This window comes from Micromonospora sp. B006 (assembly GCF_003408515.1).
Taxonomy (GTDB): domain Bacteria; phylum Actinomycetota; class Actinomycetes; order Mycobacteriales; family Micromonosporaceae; genus Micromonospora; species Micromonospora echinospora_A.
Genome location: NZ_CP030865.1, coordinates 4308979 through 4323877 on the forward strand (window position 1 = coordinate 4308979; position 14899 = coordinate 4323877).

General features: G+C 72.4%; 14 protein-coding genes. 2 read left to right on the forward strand and 12 right to left on the reverse strand.

Features of this window, described 5'->3' with window-relative positions:
- Positions 1-2: 2 nt before the first annotated feature.
- From MicB006_RS19260 to MicB006_RS19290, 7 genes are all read right to left on the reverse strand, one after another.
- Entirely contained in the window at positions 3-836 is an 834-nt protein-coding gene (locus tag MicB006_RS19260; RefSeq protein ID WP_116507966.1) for a carbohydrate ABC transporter permease, read from the reverse strand.
- Positions 833-1819 (reverse strand): carbohydrate ABC transporter permease, encoded by a 987-nt coding sequence (locus MicB006_RS19265; protein ID WP_116507968.1) that lies wholly within the window; start codon positions 1817-1819, stop codon positions 833-835. Before MicB006_RS19265 ends, MicB006_RS19260 begins: the two co-directional genes overlap by 4 nt.
- The gene (locus MicB006_RS19270; protein WP_116507970.1) at positions 1816-3108 is read right to left on the reverse strand and encodes a sugar ABC transporter substrate-binding protein; all 1293 of its coding nucleotides are present in this window, start codon (positions 3106-3108) and stop codon (positions 1816-1818) included. The genes MicB006_RS19265 and MicB006_RS19270 overlap by 4 nt, the downstream gene beginning before the upstream one ends.
- 223 nt (positions 3109-3331) lie before the next feature.
- Positions 3332-3616 (reverse strand): GlsB/YeaQ/YmgE family stress response membrane protein, encoded by a 285-nt coding sequence (locus MicB006_RS19275; RefSeq protein ID WP_013287983.1) that lies wholly within the window; start codon positions 3614-3616, stop codon positions 3332-3334.
- A 252-nt stretch (positions 3617-3868) separates the two neighbouring features.
- A complete protein-coding gene (locus tag MicB006_RS19280; protein WP_116507974.1) occupies positions 3869-4156 on the reverse strand; it encodes a GlsB/YeaQ/YmgE family stress response membrane protein in 288 nt (95 codons plus the stop codon).
- A 221-nt stretch (positions 4157-4377) separates the two neighbouring features.
- Positions 4378-6255, reverse strand: a complete 1878-nt coding sequence (lepA, locus tag MicB006_RS19285) for a translation elongation factor 4 (protein ID WP_073831850.1) — start codon at positions 6253-6255, stop codon at positions 4378-4380.
- Positions 6256-6360: 105 nt separating this feature from the next.
- Complete coding sequence (locus MicB006_RS19290; RefSeq protein ID WP_116507976.1) at positions 6361-6897, reverse strand: DUF4240 domain-containing protein; 537 nt, start codon at positions 6895-6897, stop codon at positions 6361-6363.
- Between the two features lie 190 nt (positions 6898-7087).
- Here MicB006_RS19290 and MicB006_RS19295 point away from each other — a divergent pair, with 190 nt between their 5' ends.
- Positions 7088-8092 carry a phosphotransferase family protein gene (locus MicB006_RS19295; protein WP_116511615.1) on the forward strand — a complete coding sequence of 335 codons (1005 nt, stop codon included), beginning with the start codon at positions 7088-7090 and terminating at the stop codon, positions 8090-8092.
- 609 nt (positions 8093-8701) lie between these two features.
- Entirely contained in the window at positions 8702-8968 is a 267-nt protein-coding gene (rpsT, locus tag MicB006_RS19300) for a 30S ribosomal protein S20 (protein WP_030503107.1), read from the forward strand.
- 170 nt (positions 8969-9138) lie between these two features.
- Here the strand turns inward: rpsT and MicB006_RS19305 are convergent, their stop codons facing one another.
- The 5 genes from MicB006_RS19305 to MicB006_RS19325 all read right to left on the reverse strand — a co-directional run bounded on the left by MicB006_RS19305 (position 9139) and on the right by MicB006_RS19325 (position 14895).
- The gene (locus tag MicB006_RS19305) at positions 9139-9603 is read right to left on the reverse strand and encodes a hypothetical protein (protein ID WP_116507978.1); all 465 of its coding nucleotides are present in this window, start codon (positions 9601-9603) and stop codon (positions 9139-9141) included.
- The gene (gene holA, locus MicB006_RS19310) at positions 9600-10580 is read right to left on the reverse strand and encodes a DNA polymerase III subunit delta (RefSeq protein ID WP_116507980.1); all 981 of its coding nucleotides are present in this window, start codon (positions 10578-10580) and stop codon (positions 9600-9602) included. Before holA ends, MicB006_RS19305 begins: the two co-directional genes overlap by 4 nt.
- A 122-nt stretch (positions 10581-10702) precedes the next feature.
- Positions 10703-13117 carry a ComEC/Rec2 family competence protein gene (locus MicB006_RS19315; RefSeq protein WP_370013355.1) on the reverse strand — a complete coding sequence of 805 codons (2415 nt, stop codon included), beginning with the start codon at positions 13115-13117 and terminating at the stop codon, positions 10703-10705.
- Complete coding sequence (locus MicB006_RS19320; RefSeq protein ID WP_116507982.1) at positions 13114-13992, reverse strand: ComEA family DNA-binding protein; 879 nt, start codon at positions 13990-13992, stop codon at positions 13114-13116. The genes MicB006_RS19315 and MicB006_RS19320 overlap by 4 nt, the downstream gene beginning before the upstream one ends.
- A 126-nt stretch (positions 13993-14118) precedes the next feature.
- Positions 14119-14895, reverse strand: coding sequence for an SDR family NAD(P)-dependent oxidoreductase (locus tag MicB006_RS19325; protein WP_116507984.1), 777 nt, complete (start codon positions 14893-14895; stop codon positions 14119-14121).
- Positions 14896-14899: the final 4 nt, after the last annotated feature.

Below are 14899 nucleotides of genomic sequence, written 5' to 3' on the forward strand. Positions count from 1 at the left end.
CCTCAGCCCTTCACCGCGCCGGCGACCAGGCCGGAGACCATCCGGCGCTGCACCAGCAGGAAGAAGATGATCACCGGCAGGGTGAACAGCGTGGACGCGGCCATGACCGAGCCCCAGGCGGTGTCGTCCCGGCCGAAGAAGAACGTCATCGCCACCGGCAGCGTGTACTTCTGCTGGTCGTTGATGAAGGTCAGCGCGAAGATCAGCTCGTTCCAGGCGGTGATGAACGAGAAGATGCTGGTGGCGACCAGGCCGGGCGCGACGAGCGGGAACAGCACCTTGCGGAACGTCTGGGCCCGGCTGGCGCCGTCGATGGCGGCGGCCTCCTCCAGTTCCTTCGGCACCGCGGCGACGAAGCCGCGCAGCATCCAGACCGCGAACGGCAGCGAGAAGCCGAGGTACGTGAGGATCAGGCTGGGCAGCGTGTTGTAGAGGCCGAGCCGCTGGATCATCAGGAACAGCGGGATGACGAGCGCCTCCAGCGGGATCATCTGCACCACCAGCAGCATGATCAGGAACGTGGTGCGCAGCTTGAACCGGAACCGGGCCACGGCGGTCGCGGCGAGCAGCGCGACCAGCCCGCTCAGCAGCACGGTGGCCGCCGCGACAAGCACGCTGTTGAGGAAGAAGTCGGTGAACGTCACGCCCGGGATCAGGTTGCCGGTGAGGATCTCCCGGTAGTGCTCCAGGGTCGGCTCCGCCGGCACCGGCCGGGGCGTGGACGAGAAGATCTCCCGGTTGGGCTTCAGCGAGGTCGCCACCATCCAGTAGACCGGGAACGCGGCGAAGAGCGCGACCAGCAGACCCGCGCCGTTGAGGGCGATCTTCTTCATCATTCGTCCTCCTGCCGCAGCACCATGCGGACGTACAGGGCGGTCACCGCGAGCAGGATCACGGTGAGGATCACGGCGATGGCGGAGCCGAGGCCGTACTTGGGCGGCGGCGAGAACGCCTCCGCGTACGAGTAGATCGACAGCATGAACGTGGACCGGTCCTGGGTGCCGCCGGCCAGCACGAACTGCTGGGTGAAGACCTTGAAGTCCCAGATCGTGGAGAGCACCACGAGGATGCCGAAGACCGGCCGCAGGATCGGGAAGGTGACCGACCAGAAGACCTTCCACGGGCCGGCGCCGTCGACCCGGGCCGCCTCCTGCAACTCGGTCGGCACGCTCTTGAGCCCGGCCAGCACGCTCACCGCGATGAACGGGAACGAGTGCCAGACCACCACGAGCGTCAGGATGGCGAAGAACATCAGCGGATCGTTGAACCAGCCGTACCCGGTCCAGTCGCTGCGCCCGAACAGGGCCGTGGAGAGCCCGTCGGGAAGCTTGTTGAACAGCCAGGTGACCAGGCCGCTCGTGTCGTCGAAGATCCACTTCCAGACGATGGTGCCGGTCAGCGCCGGGGTGGCCCAGGCGAGCATCACGCAGCTCGCCACGAACGTGGCCATCTTCTTGCCCAGGCGGTTGAGCAGCAGCCCGACCAGGGTGCCGAGGATCATCGTGAGCGCCACGTTGGCGACCGCGAACAGCACGGTGTTGCGCAGGACCGTACGGAAGAACGGGTCGCCGAGGATCTGCGCGTAGTTGGCCAGGCCGACCCACGGCCACTCGCGGTCGCCGCGCAGCTGCCGGACGCTGTCCAGCTTGTGGAAGGACATCCACACGACCTGGCCGAGCGGCCACAGCAGCAGCACGGCGATGATCGCCAGGCAGGGCAGGAGCAGAAGGTACGGAAGGTGATCCACCCGGCGACGGCGCCGCCGCGCGGGGGTCTCCCGCGCGGCGGCCTCGCCGGTGGCCTCGGTCAGCGTGGTCACTTGGCGTTGAGGATGCTTTCCATCTCGGTGGCCGCGTCGGCGGTGGCCTTCTCGACCGTCTTCTGACCCTTGATGACCGAGCTGTTCATCGCCTGGGTCACCGTCTTGGTCCGGCTGACCTCGACCCACTTCGGGGTGAGCGGGGTCAGCTTGGTGTTCTGGATGGCCGTGGCGAACGCGGCCATCACCTTGTCGTTGGCGTAGTTGCCGCCGCTGACCAGATCCTTGTAGACCGGGAAGAAGCCGAGGCTGCCGGCGAACTCCTGGTCCTTCTGCTTGCTCAGCAGCACCGTCATGTAGTCCCAGGCCAGCGACTGCCGCTCGCTGTCCTTCCAGATGGCGATGTCGGAGCCACCGGCGAACGCCGGGGCGGCCTTGCCGTCCGGGCCGGGGATCGGGAACGTGCCCCAGACCTTCTCGATGTCCGGGTTGTCCTTCTTCATCGCGCCGCCCTGCCAGCTTCCGGCGAACGCCATGGCGGCCTTGCCGGTGGCGAACTGGGTACGGGCGTCGACCTCGTTCCACCCGGCGGCGGCCGGCGGGGCGACCTTGTGCACTGTCACCAGGTCGGTCCAGAACTTGACCGCCTTCTGTGCCTCGGGGGTGTTGTAGCCGGACTTCCAGGCGTCGCCCTCCTTGGTGGCGATCTCCGCGCCGGCACTCCAGAGGAAGGAGTAGAACGGCAGCTCGGAGTTGCCGGGCAGGGCGATGCCGTAGGTGCCGGGCTTCTTGGCCTGGACGGTCTTCGCGGCGGCGACCATCTCGTCCCAGTTCGTCGGCGGCTTGACGCCGGCCTCGGCGAACCAGTCGGTCCGGTAGTAGACGGCGCGCACGCCGGCGTACCACGGCACGCCGTACTGCTTGCCGTCGAGCTGGGCGTTCTTGACCAGGTCGGGCAGGATGTCCTTGCCCTCGGACCAGCCGTTGAACTTGTCCGTGACGTCGGCGAGGGCCTCCTGCGCGGCCCAGCCCTGGGTCTCGGTGTTGCCCAGCTCGGTGACGTCCGGGCCCTCCCCGCCGGCGAGCGCCGCCTGGAACTTCTTCGGCGCCTCGAGCCAGGGGATGTACTGCACCACGACGTCGGTCTCGGGGTGCTTCTTCTTGAACTCCGCCTCGACGCCGTCGAGGAACGCGGTCTGGGCGTCGCCGCCCTCACCCATCATCCACACAGTGAGCTTGCTGTTGTCGGCGGCCTTGTCGTCGTCGCCGGAGCCACCGCACGCGGTCAGCACCAACGCGGCCGACGCCACGATGGCGGTGACCGGAGCCAGCCGCTTCCACCTGTTCACGCCATATCTCCCTCAGGGCCGTTTGGCACTAACCTTCTCCGCCGCACCTTAGTAGGAAAATTTCCTTTACAACAGGGGGTGTTCGCGACGGAGGGCAGAGGCGACCGTATCGCAGCCGAGGGCCCGGCCGACATCGATGCCGTCCGGGCAGTTGAGAGCCCACGAACGCCGACGGGCGCCCGGCCGGTGAGGCCGGGCGCCCGTCGAGGCGCGTGGTGCGGGGTCAGTAGCGCGAGACGCCGCGGCGACGGCCGACGCCGGCCACCAGGGCCACGCCGATCGCAGCGAAGAGCACCTGCAGCATCAGCTCGCGCCAGTCGATGCCGGCGGTCTCGGCGAAGCCGGAGGCCCGGGCCACGATCGTGCCCAGAAGCGCGGCGCCGACGCCGATCAGCATGTGCAGCCAGATCGGCATGTTCTGACGGCCCGGCACGACCAGCCGGCCCAGCGCGCCGACGATCAGACCAACGACCAGCGCCGTGATGATGCCCCAAACGGTGAGCTCCATGGTCGCCCTCCTCCTTAAGATCGGGTCACACATTTTTGTGTGGTTACTGTCGTGATCGCTAAGTTCCCGACCGCCCGGAAATCCAAACCGACTCCGATGACGAATTGTTCAGACGTACGCTGACCTGCTGTTTCTCCTCGAAACCAGGCGCGGCGAGCGGCAGGGACGCACGGACGGGGTTCAATGCGGAAAGCGCCGACGGGCGCCCGGCCAGGTGGCCGGGCGCCCGTCGAGGCGCGTTCGTAGCGCGGGTCAGTACCGCGAGACGCTGCGGCGGCGGCCGACGCCGGCCACCAGGGCCACACCGATGGCGGCGAGCACGACCTGCACGGCCAGCTCGGCCCAGTCGATGCCGGCGGTCTGCGTGGCGATGCCGAGCGCCCGGGCCAGGACGGTGCCCAGCAGGGCGGCGCCGACGCCGATCACCATGTGCAGCCACATCGGCATGTTCTGCCGGCCCGGCACGACCAGCCGGCCCAGCGCGCCGACGATCAGACCAACGACCAGCGCGGTGATGATGCCCCAGACGGTGAACTCCACGGTCGGTCCTCCTAAGCGATTTCGCACGTTCTGTGCGTTTGCTGTCGTGACCGCTAAGTGCCCGACGCATCGAAAACCGAAACCGGCGGCATCGACCACCGCTCCCCCCGCGACCGCGAACCCGCAGGTGGGAGCGCTGCCACCGGCTGCAAATTTCCTGGGTACGCGAACCGGCCGGCACCCTCGGAGGAGGACACCGGCCGGTCGTGGAGCCGAGGCTGTTACTTCTTGCCGGCGGGCTTGCCGTCGCCGGAATCGGACGAGAGCGCGGCGATGAACGCCTCCTGGGGGACCTCCACCCGGCCCACCATCTTCATCCGCTTCTTGCCCTCCTTCTGCTTCTCCAGCAGCTTGCGCTTCCGGCTGATGTCACCGCCGTAGCACTTGGCGAGCACGTCCTTGCGGATCGCGCGGATGGTCTCCCGGGCGATCACCCGGCTGCCGATCGCCGCCTGGATCGGCACCTCGAACTGCTGGCGCGGGATCAGCGAACGCAGCTTCGCCGCGATCGTCGTGCCGTACGTGTACGCCTTGTCCTTGTGCACGATCGCGCTGAACGCGTCGACCGGCTCGCCGTGCAGCAGGATGTCCACCTTCACCAGGTCGGACGCCTGCTCGCCGGAGGGCTCGTAGTCGAGCGAGGCGTAACCCTTGGTACGGCTCTTGAGCTGGTCGAAGAAGTCGAAGATGATCTCGGCCAGCGGCAGCGTGTAGCGCAGCTCCACCCGGTCGGCGGAGAGGTAGTCCATGCCGAGCAGGCTGCCCCGGCGGCCCTGGCACAGCTCCATCACCGCGCCGACGTAGTCGTTCGGGGTCAGCACTGTCGCCCGCACCGTCGGCTCGTACACCTCGGCGATCTTGCCGGTCGGGTACTCGCTCGGGTTGGTGACCACGATCTCCTCGCCGTCCTCCTGGATGGCCCGGTAGACCACGTTCGGCGCGGTGGAGATCAGGTCGAGGTTGAACTCCCGCTCCAGCCGCTCCCGGATGATCTCCAGGTGCAGCAGGCCGAGGAAGCCGCAGCGGAAGCCGAAGCCCAGCGCGCCGGAGGTCTCCGGCTCGTAGACCAGCGCCGCGTCGTTGAGCTTGAGCTTGTCCAGCGCCTCGCGCAGGTTCGGGTAGTCCGAGCCGTCGATCGGATAGAGGCCCGAGTAGACCATCGGCTTCGGGTCCTTGTAACCGCCGAGCGCCTCCTTGGCCGGGTTGTTGTTGATGGTGACGGTGTCACCGACCCGGGACTGGCGCACGTCCTTCACGCCGGTGATCAGATAGCCCACCTCGCCGACGCCGAGCGCGTCGGCCTTGACCATCTCCGGCGAGATGACGCCGATCTCCAGCAGCTCGTGGACCGCGCCGGTGGACATCATCTTGATCCGGTCCCGGGCCGAGATCCGGCCGTCGATCACCCGCACGTAGGTGACCACGCCCCGGTAGACGTCGTACACCGAGTCGAAGATCATCGCGCGGGCCGGGGACTCGGCCTCGCCCACCGGCGGCACGAACTGCCGGACGATCTCGTCCAGGAGATAGGGCACGCCCTCACCGGTCTTACCGGAGACCCTGATGCAGTCCGCCGGGTCCCCGCCGATCAGGTGCGCCAGCTCCTCGGCGTACTTCTCCGGCTGCGCAGCCGGCAGGTCGATCTTGTTGAGGACCGGAATGATGTGCAGGTCGTTCTCGAGCGCCAGGTAGAGGTTGGCGAGCGTCTGCGCCTCGATGCCCTGCGCGGCGTCGACGAGCAGGATCGCGCCCTCGCAGGCGGCCAGCGAACGGGACACCTCGTAGGTGAAGTCCACGTGGCCCGGGGTGTCGATCATGTTGAGCACAGCCGTCTCACCGGCCCGGTCGCCCTCGCGGATCGTCCACGGCATCCGCACGGCCTGGCTCTTGATGGTGATGCCGCGCTCGCGCTCGATGTCCATCCGGTCCAGATACTGCGCGCGCATCTGCCGGGGGTCGACCACACCGGTGAGCTGCAACATCCGGTCGGCCAGGGTCGACTTCCCGTGGTCGATGTGGGCGATGATGCAGAAGTTCCGGATGCGCGCCGGGTCGGTGGCACCAGGAGCGTTCGCGCCGGGATCGAGCGTCGGTGGCACAGCGGTCCGTTCTGGTCGGCTGACGTGAGCGGGCCGGCGCGCCGCCGGCCCCCTCCATGGTCCCACGTCGCCCGGGGCGCGCCCGGACTCCCCCTTTACTCCGTCCTACTCCACGGGTGGCTCGACGAAGAGCGTGGCCAGCCTCGGCAGCCGGCGGCGGGCCTCCTCCTCGTCGTCGAAGTCCCAGAAGTCGTTCAGGTCGGGCACCGGCACCGGGTCACGCTCGGCCGGCAGGTCGGCCGCGGTGGCCTTCCGGTACGCGTCCCACGGCACCGCCAGCATCTGCTCGCACTCGAACTCCTCGCCACTGAGCGCCGCCGCCCGGACCTGCGGCAGCTCGGCGAGCGAGTCCGGGTCGCCGACCGCCTTGGCGAACACCGCCCGGCCCTGGGTCATCAGCCAGCCCCGGAAATACTCGAAGCCGTCGTCGGACGCGCCCCCGTTGATCAGGTACGCCGCGCCCCAGAGGTCGACCTGGTAGGAGGCGGCGAGCACCCGCCGCTGGTGGTGGGCGTACCCGACGATCTCCTCCGGGTCGCGCTCGGCCAGCAGCGCGACCGCCCGGGCGGCGACCGCGTCGGGCTCTCCCCCGGCCCCGGTGCGGGCCTCGTCGATCAGCTGCCAGAACTCGTCGGTCCTCATGGTGGGCAGTCTGGCAGAGCCCACCGACGAGTGGTCCGCGGTGCGTGCGGCGGTGCTCGGTTCGGTGCTGGCCTTTGCGCCGGTGCTCGGTTCGGCGTCGGCGCTTGGGTCGGTGCGCGTTCGGCGCTGGCTTTGCGCCGGCGGGCCGGTGCGGCGGGGCGGAGCGGTCCGCGTGCGGCAGCATGGTGCGGTGCGTGCGATCTCACTCCCGCCCGTCGCGTACGGGGCGACGGCCGTGCGGCCGGGCTGGGCCGACCTGCCGGCGGGGCTGCGGGAAGCGCTGGCCGCCCGGCTCGGCGGCCCACCGGCCGCGGTCCGGGTGGCCGCCGGCGGATTCACCAGCGGCTTCGCCGCCGTACTGACCGGTCCCGCCGGTGCGCGCGTGTTCGTCAAGGCGGCGGCGCTGGACGGGCAGCGGCACCTGGTCGACTGGTACGCCCACGAGGCGGCGATCCTGGCCCGGCTCCCGGCCGGCCTGCCGGTGCCCCGGCCGCGCTGGGCGCTCACCGAGTCCGGCTGGTACGCGCTGGCGCTCGACGCGATCGACGGACACACCCCCCGGCTGCCCTGGGCACCGGCCGAGCTGGACGCCGCCATGGCCGCGTACGCCGAGGTGGCCGCCGCGCTCGCCGATCCGCCCCCAGAGCTGGCTGCGCTCCCGCTCCCCCGGCTCGCGGACCTGGCCCGCGACGACATCCTCTGGTGGGGCGAGGTGGCCGCCGGACGTGAGCCGCTGCCCGAGCCGGCGGCCGGCGCCCCGCTGGCCGACCTGGTGGCGCTGGAGTCGCGCCTGCCCGGGTACGCCGACGCGGCCACCGGGCTCGCCCACGGCGACCTGCGGGTGGACAACCTCCTGATCGACTCCGACGGGCGCGCCTGGCTCTGCGACTGGCCCTGGCTCTGCCACGGGCCGGGCTGGTTCGACCTGGCCGGGCTGCTGCTCACCGCGTACGCCAGCGGCCTGGACGCGGACGCCGCGTTCGCCGGACACCCGGCCGCCGCCGGCGCGCCCCGGGACGCGCTGGACGTGACGCTGGCCGCGCTGGCCGGCTACTACCTGACCGGGGCCGCCGCCGGACCGTCGACGGCGTCCCCGCACCTGCGCGCCCACCAGCGCTGGAGCGGCGAGCAGGCGCTCGGCTGGCTGGCCGAGCGGCGAGGCTGGCCCTGGACACGCCCCGCCGGCTCCCCATGACCCACCCCAGCTCAACAAGGTGGCGCGCATCCCACCGAACCGCCCCCCCTTGATCCACACCAGTACGGCGAGGTGGCGGCATCACACCGCCCCTGACCCCACCACCTCCCCGATCTGGCGCGCCCGTCCATCGACCCTCGTTCTGATCCACACCAGCACGGGGAAGTGGCGGCATCACACCGGCCCTAACCCCGCCACTTCCCCGAGCTGGCGCGCCAGTCCACCGGCCCTCGTTCTTGATCCACACCAGCACGGGGAAATGGCCACATCACACCGCCCCTGACCCCGCCACCTCCCCGAAGCGGCGCGCCCGTCCACCAGCCCCCGCCCTTGATCCACACCAGCACGGGGATATGGCCACATCACACCGGCCCTGACCCCGCCACTTCCCCGAAGTGGCGCGCCGCTCGACCAGCCTGGAAACGCCGGTCGGACTGGTGTGATCCCTGGGTGCGACGGCATGCTGGTGACGGTGGCGGGTGGGCCCCGGGCGGAGGCGTTTTGGCTCGTCCGGGGCCGACCTGGTAGCCTGGCTTTTCGCGCGGCGATGACGCATGCTCGTCGTGCGCGAAAGCAGACCAACCCGAGCTATCAAGACGAGGCTGTCGCGTGGCGAACATCAAGTCCCAGATCAAGCGCAACCGGCAGAACGAGAAGCGCCGGCTGCGTAACAAGTCGGTCAAGTCGTCGCTGAAGACCGCCATCCGGAAGTTCCACGAGGCTGCCGAGGCGGGCGACGCCGAGAAGGCCACCGTATTGATGCGTGAGGCCACCCGGAAGCTGGACAAGGCTGCCAGCAAGGGTGTCATCCACGCCAACCAGGCGGCCAATCGCAAGTCGGCGATCGCCAAGCGCGTCGCCTCGTTCTCTGCCTGACCGGAACCGCAGATCCGACCGTAAGCCCCGGGGCCACCGAGTCCCGGGGCTTACGGCTGTCCCCACTCCGATCACGCCGCAGATCTTGGTACGAATCAGCCCTTGGAGGGGCGGTTCCGTACCAAGATCCCGCGCGACGGCACAGGGCGCGACGCGGGGAACAGGCGCTGCTACCGCCCGGGCGGGCGGTCGAACGTCGCGCGTTGCGGATGGTGGTAGCGGACGCCCCGGGAGTCGGTGGTCGCGCCGCCCGGCAACGACCGGACGCTCTGGGCCGTGCCACCCGGCAATGCTTGGGCGCTCGCGGGCACCCGGGCCCGGCCGACCACCGGCTCCATCTGCCGCCGGAAGCGGTCCCGCTCCTGCTCGGGCACCAGCGCCGCGGTGCGGACGACCATCTCGGCGACCACGTCGTTGAGCTTGACCATCGCGGCCACCGCTACCGGCAGCACCAGCACCGCCCACCAGCTCACCAGTTCGGCGAGCGCGAGCAGCACGGCGAACGCCATCGCGCCCTCGAAGAACAGGAAGCAGAGCACCCCGCCCGGGTTGACGAAGCGCAGGCCCAGCACCCGGGCGTAGAGCGGGCGGTACCGCTCCTCGTCAGTGGCCACCGTCGACCACGATCGGGTCACCGGGCGCCGCCCTGCCGGGCCGCGGCCACCGAGAACACGGCTCGCTCCAGCGCGTACGCCCGGTCGTCGGCGCCGCCCTTGACCGCCGCGTTGCACTCGGCGGCCACCCGCATCGCCTCGACCAGGCCCTCGGGCGTCCAGCCCCGGGCACGCACCTGAGCCTTCTCGATCTTCCACGCCGGCATGCCCAGCGTCTTGGCCAGCTGGAACGGGCTTCCCCGCCCGGCGGCGGCGACCCGGGCCACGGTCCGTACGCCGTCGGCCAGCGCGTCGGCGATCGGCACCGGGTCGACACCGACGTGCAACGCCCACCGCAGCGCCTCCAGCGCGCCGGGCACGTCGCCGATCATCGTCGCGTCGGCCACCGTGAAGCCGGTCACCTCGGCTCGTCCCCGGTAGTAGCGGGCCACCGTGTCCGCGCCGATCCGCCCGTCCGTGTCGGCGAGCAGCTGCGAGCAGGCGGCGGCCAGCTCACGCATGTCGTTCCCGACCGCCGCGACCAGGGCGTCAGCCGCGTCCGGCGTGCACTTGCCACCGTTGCGGCGGATCTCGTCCCGCACGAAGGCGGCCCGCTCCCGGTCGCCCTTGAGCTTCATCGCCGGCACCACTGTGGCGCCGGCCGCCCGCAGCCCGTCGGCGAACGCCTTGCCCTTGGCCCCGCCCACGTGCAGCACCACGAGCTGCACGTCCGGGTCGGGATTCTTCGCGTACGCCAGCAGCGCGGTGGACAGGTCCTTGCGGGCGTCCTGGCCGGAGCGGAGCACCAGCACACGGCGTCCGCCGAACAGCGACGGGCTGAGCATCTCGGCGATCTCGCCGACGGTCAGCGTGCCGGCCTGGTATTCCCGCACGTCCACGTCGGGGTCCACCTCGCGGGCCCGGGCGACGGCTTCGGTGACCGCTCGCGTGGCGAGCAGCTCCTCGTCGCCGAGGACGAGCACAATAGGGGGCAGGTCGGCGGGGGTCACGTCGCCCATACTCGCACGCCCTCCGACCCGATCGGACCTGGTCATCGAGGACTGTGACGGCGCAGCCCGCACTCAGCGCAAATCCAGACATTTGCCTTGATCCACCACCTACCACAACAAGATTCACCAGCTCATCGCTGTCGTACCGGATCGGGGCCGCGCGTCACCACGGCGAGGCCGGCGCCGACGCGAACAGCGGCCAGGTCACCGCCGGTGTCGGTACGCAGCACCCGCGCGCCGCCCCGGGTCAGCCGGTCCAGCAGCCCGGCGTTGGGATGCCCGTAGTCGTTGTCGACGCCGACGCACACCAGCGCCACCGCCGGGCGCACCGCGGCGATGAACTCCGGATCCTGGTACGCCGAGCCGTGGTGGGCCACCTTCAGCACGTCGGCCCGGATCGCGGCGGCCGGCATCGTCTCCAGCATCGCCCGCTGCTCCTCCGTCTCGGCGTCACCGGCGAGCAGGATCCGTACCCCGGCCACGGTGGCGGTCAGGACGAGCGAGTTGTTGTTCGGATCCGACCGGCTGCCCCGCAGCGGGTACGGCGGCCCGATCGCGACCAGGTCCACCGCTCCCGCCCGCCATCGCCAGCCCGCCTGGGCGGCAGCGAGCGGCGCACCGGCCCGGCCGGCCGCCTCGCGGACCTGGGCGGCGCCGTAGGGCGGCTCGGACCAGGACGGCCCCACCACCGCGCCCACCCGCCGGCCCCGGAACACCCCGGCCACGCCGCCGATGTGGTCGACGTGGAAGTGACTGACCACCAGCAGCGACACCTCACGTACGCGGAGGCGGCGCAGGCAGGCGTCCACGCCGGACGGGTCCGGTCCGGCGTCCACGACCACGGCCCGCCCGGCCGCGACCGGCAGCACCACCGCGTCCCCCTGCCCCACCGCGCACGCCACCACCACCCAGCCGCGCGGCGGCCAGCCGGAGGCCAGCAGCCGGACCGGCACCGCGCCCAGCACGACCGCCACCGCGACGACCACGATCAGCCGCCGGGTCCGGCGTCGGCGGAAGGCGAGCAGCAGCGCCACGCTCACCGCCGCCAGCAGCAGGGCGCCGGCCACGCCGCCCGCCCAGGGCAGGTTCCCGGCCGGCAGGTCCGCCCCGTACGCGGCGACCGCCACCAGCCAGCGCGCCGGCCAACTCGCCAGCCAGGCCAGGAACTCCGCCCCGCCCGGCCACACCGGCGACAGCACCGCCGCCAGCACACCGAGCACAGTGGCCGGCGCGACGGCCGGCACCGCCAGCAGGTTCGCCGGCACCGCCACCAGGCTCACCGTCGCGGACAGTCCGGCGATCACCGGGCCGCAGGCGAGCTGCGCGGCGGCCGGCACGGCGAGCGCCTCGGCCAGCCCGGCCGGTACGCCCCGGCGGCGCAGCGCGTCCCGCCATCCCGGCGCGAGCAGCAGCAGTCCCCCGGTGGCACAGACCGACAACGCGAACCCCGGGTCGCCCGCGAGGTCCGGGTCGTACAGGATCAGCCCGGTGACCGCCGCGGCGAGCGCGGGCAGCGCCGACCGGGACCGCCCGGCGGCCAGCGCGGCGAGCCCGATCGCACCCATCGCGGCGGCGCGCACCACGCTCGGCGAGGGCCGTACCAGGATGACGAACCCGACCAGGGCGAGCACGCACAGCGTGGCGGCGGTACGCGGACCGGCGCGAGCCCAGCGGGCCAGCAGCAGCACGGCCCCGACGACGATCGCCACGTTGGAGCCGGACACCGCGTTGAGGTGCGTCATCCCGGTGGCCCGGAAGTCGTCCTCCACCTCGGGCAGCAGCCGGCTGACGTCCCCCACCACGAGTCCGGGCAGCAGCCCGCCCGGCGCGTCCGGCAGCGGCTCACAGGCGCGTTGGAGCCCCGATCGCAGCACACCGGCTGCCCGCTGCGGCCAGGACGCGCTGCCGCGCAACGTGGGCGGGTCGGCCGCGGAGAGCACGGCGGCGGTCAGGTCACCGCCGCGCGGGGCGGACAGCCGCCCCTGGGCGGTGACCCGCTGACCCGGCAGCAGCGGCCGCCAGGCCGGGTCGGTGGCCAGCACCAGGGCGCGTACCGGGCCGGTGACCCGCGCGCCGTCGCCTCCGGTGAGGCGGACCAGGTCGACTCGGACCAGCAGCATCGGTGGCCGGCCGGGGGCACCGCGTACCGGACGCGGATCGTCGCGCAACACCAGGTCGGCGGTGACCACTGCGCCTTCGGCGACCAGCGCGCGTACCGCCGTGGCGTCGCGGATCGCGAGCCGGGCGCCGGTGGCGGCCGCCCCGCAGACGACGCCGAGCAGCACGGCGACCGCGATCCAGCCGTAGCGGCGGGCCGGTTCCCCCGGTCGGCCGAGCGCGCCGCAGCGGCGCAGGCCCGCCAGAAGGGCGAGCGTGGCGGCGACGGCGGCCATCCACACGGTCGCCCGGACGGTCAGGTGCAGCCCGGCCAGCGCGGCGAGCCACGCGGCCACCGCCGACCCGGCCAGCCGCAGATCGGGCACGTCGCGGACGGGCGCAGGGCCACCGTCGAGGACGGGCGAGGCAGTGGCACGCCGGCCGCTCACACCGTCACCAGTTCCTTGAGCTGCTCGTACCTGGCGTCGCCGATGCCGTCGACCTGGCGCAGGTCGGACACGGACCGGAAGCCGCCGTGCTGGTCCCGGTGGTCGAGGATCCGCTGGGCGAGCACCGGGCCGACGCCCGGCAGCGCGTCGAGCTGGGCGAGCGTCGCGGTGTTCAGGTTGACCGGCCCGGCCGGCGCCGGCGGACCACCCGGCGCACCGCCTGCGCCCGCGGCGGCGGGCCCGCCCGGTCCCGGTGGGGCGGTCACGCCGACCAGGATCAGCTCGCCGTCGGTGACCTTGCGGGCGGGGTTGAGCAGCGCCACGTCGACGCCGGGCAGCGCCCCACCGGCCGCCTCGACGGCGTCGGCCAGCCGGGCCCCGGCCGGCAGCCGGACCAGGCCGGGGCGGCGGACCTTCCCGGCCACCGCGACGACCACCTGCCCCGGTGAGCCGGCTGACGCGGGCACCCCGGTGACCGCCTCGGTCGCCGCACCCACCGGCGCCTCGGAGGACGCCGCCACCGGCTGGACGGGTTCGGTGCTCGGGCGCGAGCGCCAGGCCCAGACCGCGGCCACCACGACCACCACTGCCGCCACCGCCGCGAGCGCACGCACACCCCGGCGGCCGGGGTCGAACGCCCCGGGTCCGGGCAGCCGGGACGCCAGGCCGCGCGCGCTCACCGGGGCATCGTGGGACGGGCCGTCGTCGGCGTCCGGCTCGCCGGACCAGGGGTACGCCCCGGAGGGACGCTCCAGCCCGCCGTCGCGCTCCGGGAAGCCGGGGCGCAGTCCGAGACCCGGCTCGGCCTCGCCGGGCCCAGACCCGAACAGCCGGGCGAGCCGCCGCCGTACCGTCGTCTCCTCGTCGTCTGGCACGGCTCGGGACGCTACGGCGGCAGCTCGTGCCGCATCGGCGGGCGAGCGCTCACCTGTGGACGACGGGAGGACTGTGGACGGACACCCGATCAAGCCGTGGCCGTGCTAGGTAGCCGAAAACAGCAGTCAGCGCGCCTCCGGGTCCAAGCCGAGCGCGGCCCGTCCCCCGTCGACCGGCACCGTCGCGCCGTTGACGAACGAGGCGCGGTCGGAGAGCAGGAACGCGACCACCTCGGCCACCTCGTCGGTACGCCCGATCCGGCCGAGCGGGTGCAGCCGGGCCATCTCCGCGTCGACGTGCGCGACCTCGGCCGGGTCGAGCCCGGCCAGGTAGGCGGCGTGCCGTTCGGTGTGGACGGAGCCGAGCGCGACCGCGTTGGCACGGATCCCGTGCGGGCCGTAGTCGACGGCGAGCGCCCGGGTCAACCCCTCCACCGCGGCCTTGGCGGTGGCGTACGGCAACGCGCCCGGCACCGCCCGGCGGGCCTGGTGGGACGAGACGTTGACGATCGCCCCGCCGGTCCGGGCGGCCAGGAACCGGCGTACGGCGGTGCCGGACCCGGCCACGGCGGGCCGCAGGTTGAGCGCGATCAGGTCGACCACCTCGCTCGCGGACGCGCGGTGCAGGTCGGCGTCGCGGAAGACGGCGGCGTTGTTGACCCAGCCGGCCAGCGGCGCGTACGCCTCGGCGCGGTCGGCGGCCAGGCCGGTGACGGCCTCGTCGCCGGCGTCCCCGGTCACGGCGTGCAGCCGGTCGGTGAGCGGATGCCCGGCCAGCCAGTCCAGCGCGCCCGGGTCCCGTTCGACCACGACGACCACGCCGCCGTCGGCGGCCAGCCGCTCGACGATCGCCCGTCCGACGCCCCGCCCGCCGCCGGTGACGACATACGACCGAACGCTCATCCGG

Bases quoted from the DNA above. Each gene is read 5' to 3' on its own strand.
- MicB006_RS19260 (WP_116507966.1), bottom strand. From the start codon at position 836: ATGATGAAGAAGATCGCCCTCAACGGCGCGGGTCTGCTGGTCGCGCTC.
- MicB006_RS19275 (WP_013287983.1), bottom strand. From the start codon at position 3,616: ATGGAGCTCACCGTTTGGGGCATCATCACGGCGCTGGTCGTTGGTCTG.
- MicB006_RS19290 (WP_116507976.1), bottom strand. From the start codon at position 6,897: ATGAGGACCGACGAGTTCTGGCAGCTGATCGACGAGGCCCGCACCGGG.
- holA (WP_116507980.1), bottom strand. From the start codon at position 10,580: ATGGGCGACGTGACCCCCGCCGACCTGCCCCCTATTGTGCTCGTCCTC.
- MicB006_RS19325 (WP_116507984.1), bottom strand. From the start codon at position 14,895: ATGAGCGTTCGGTCGTATGTCGTCACCGGCGGCGGGCGGGGCGTCGGA.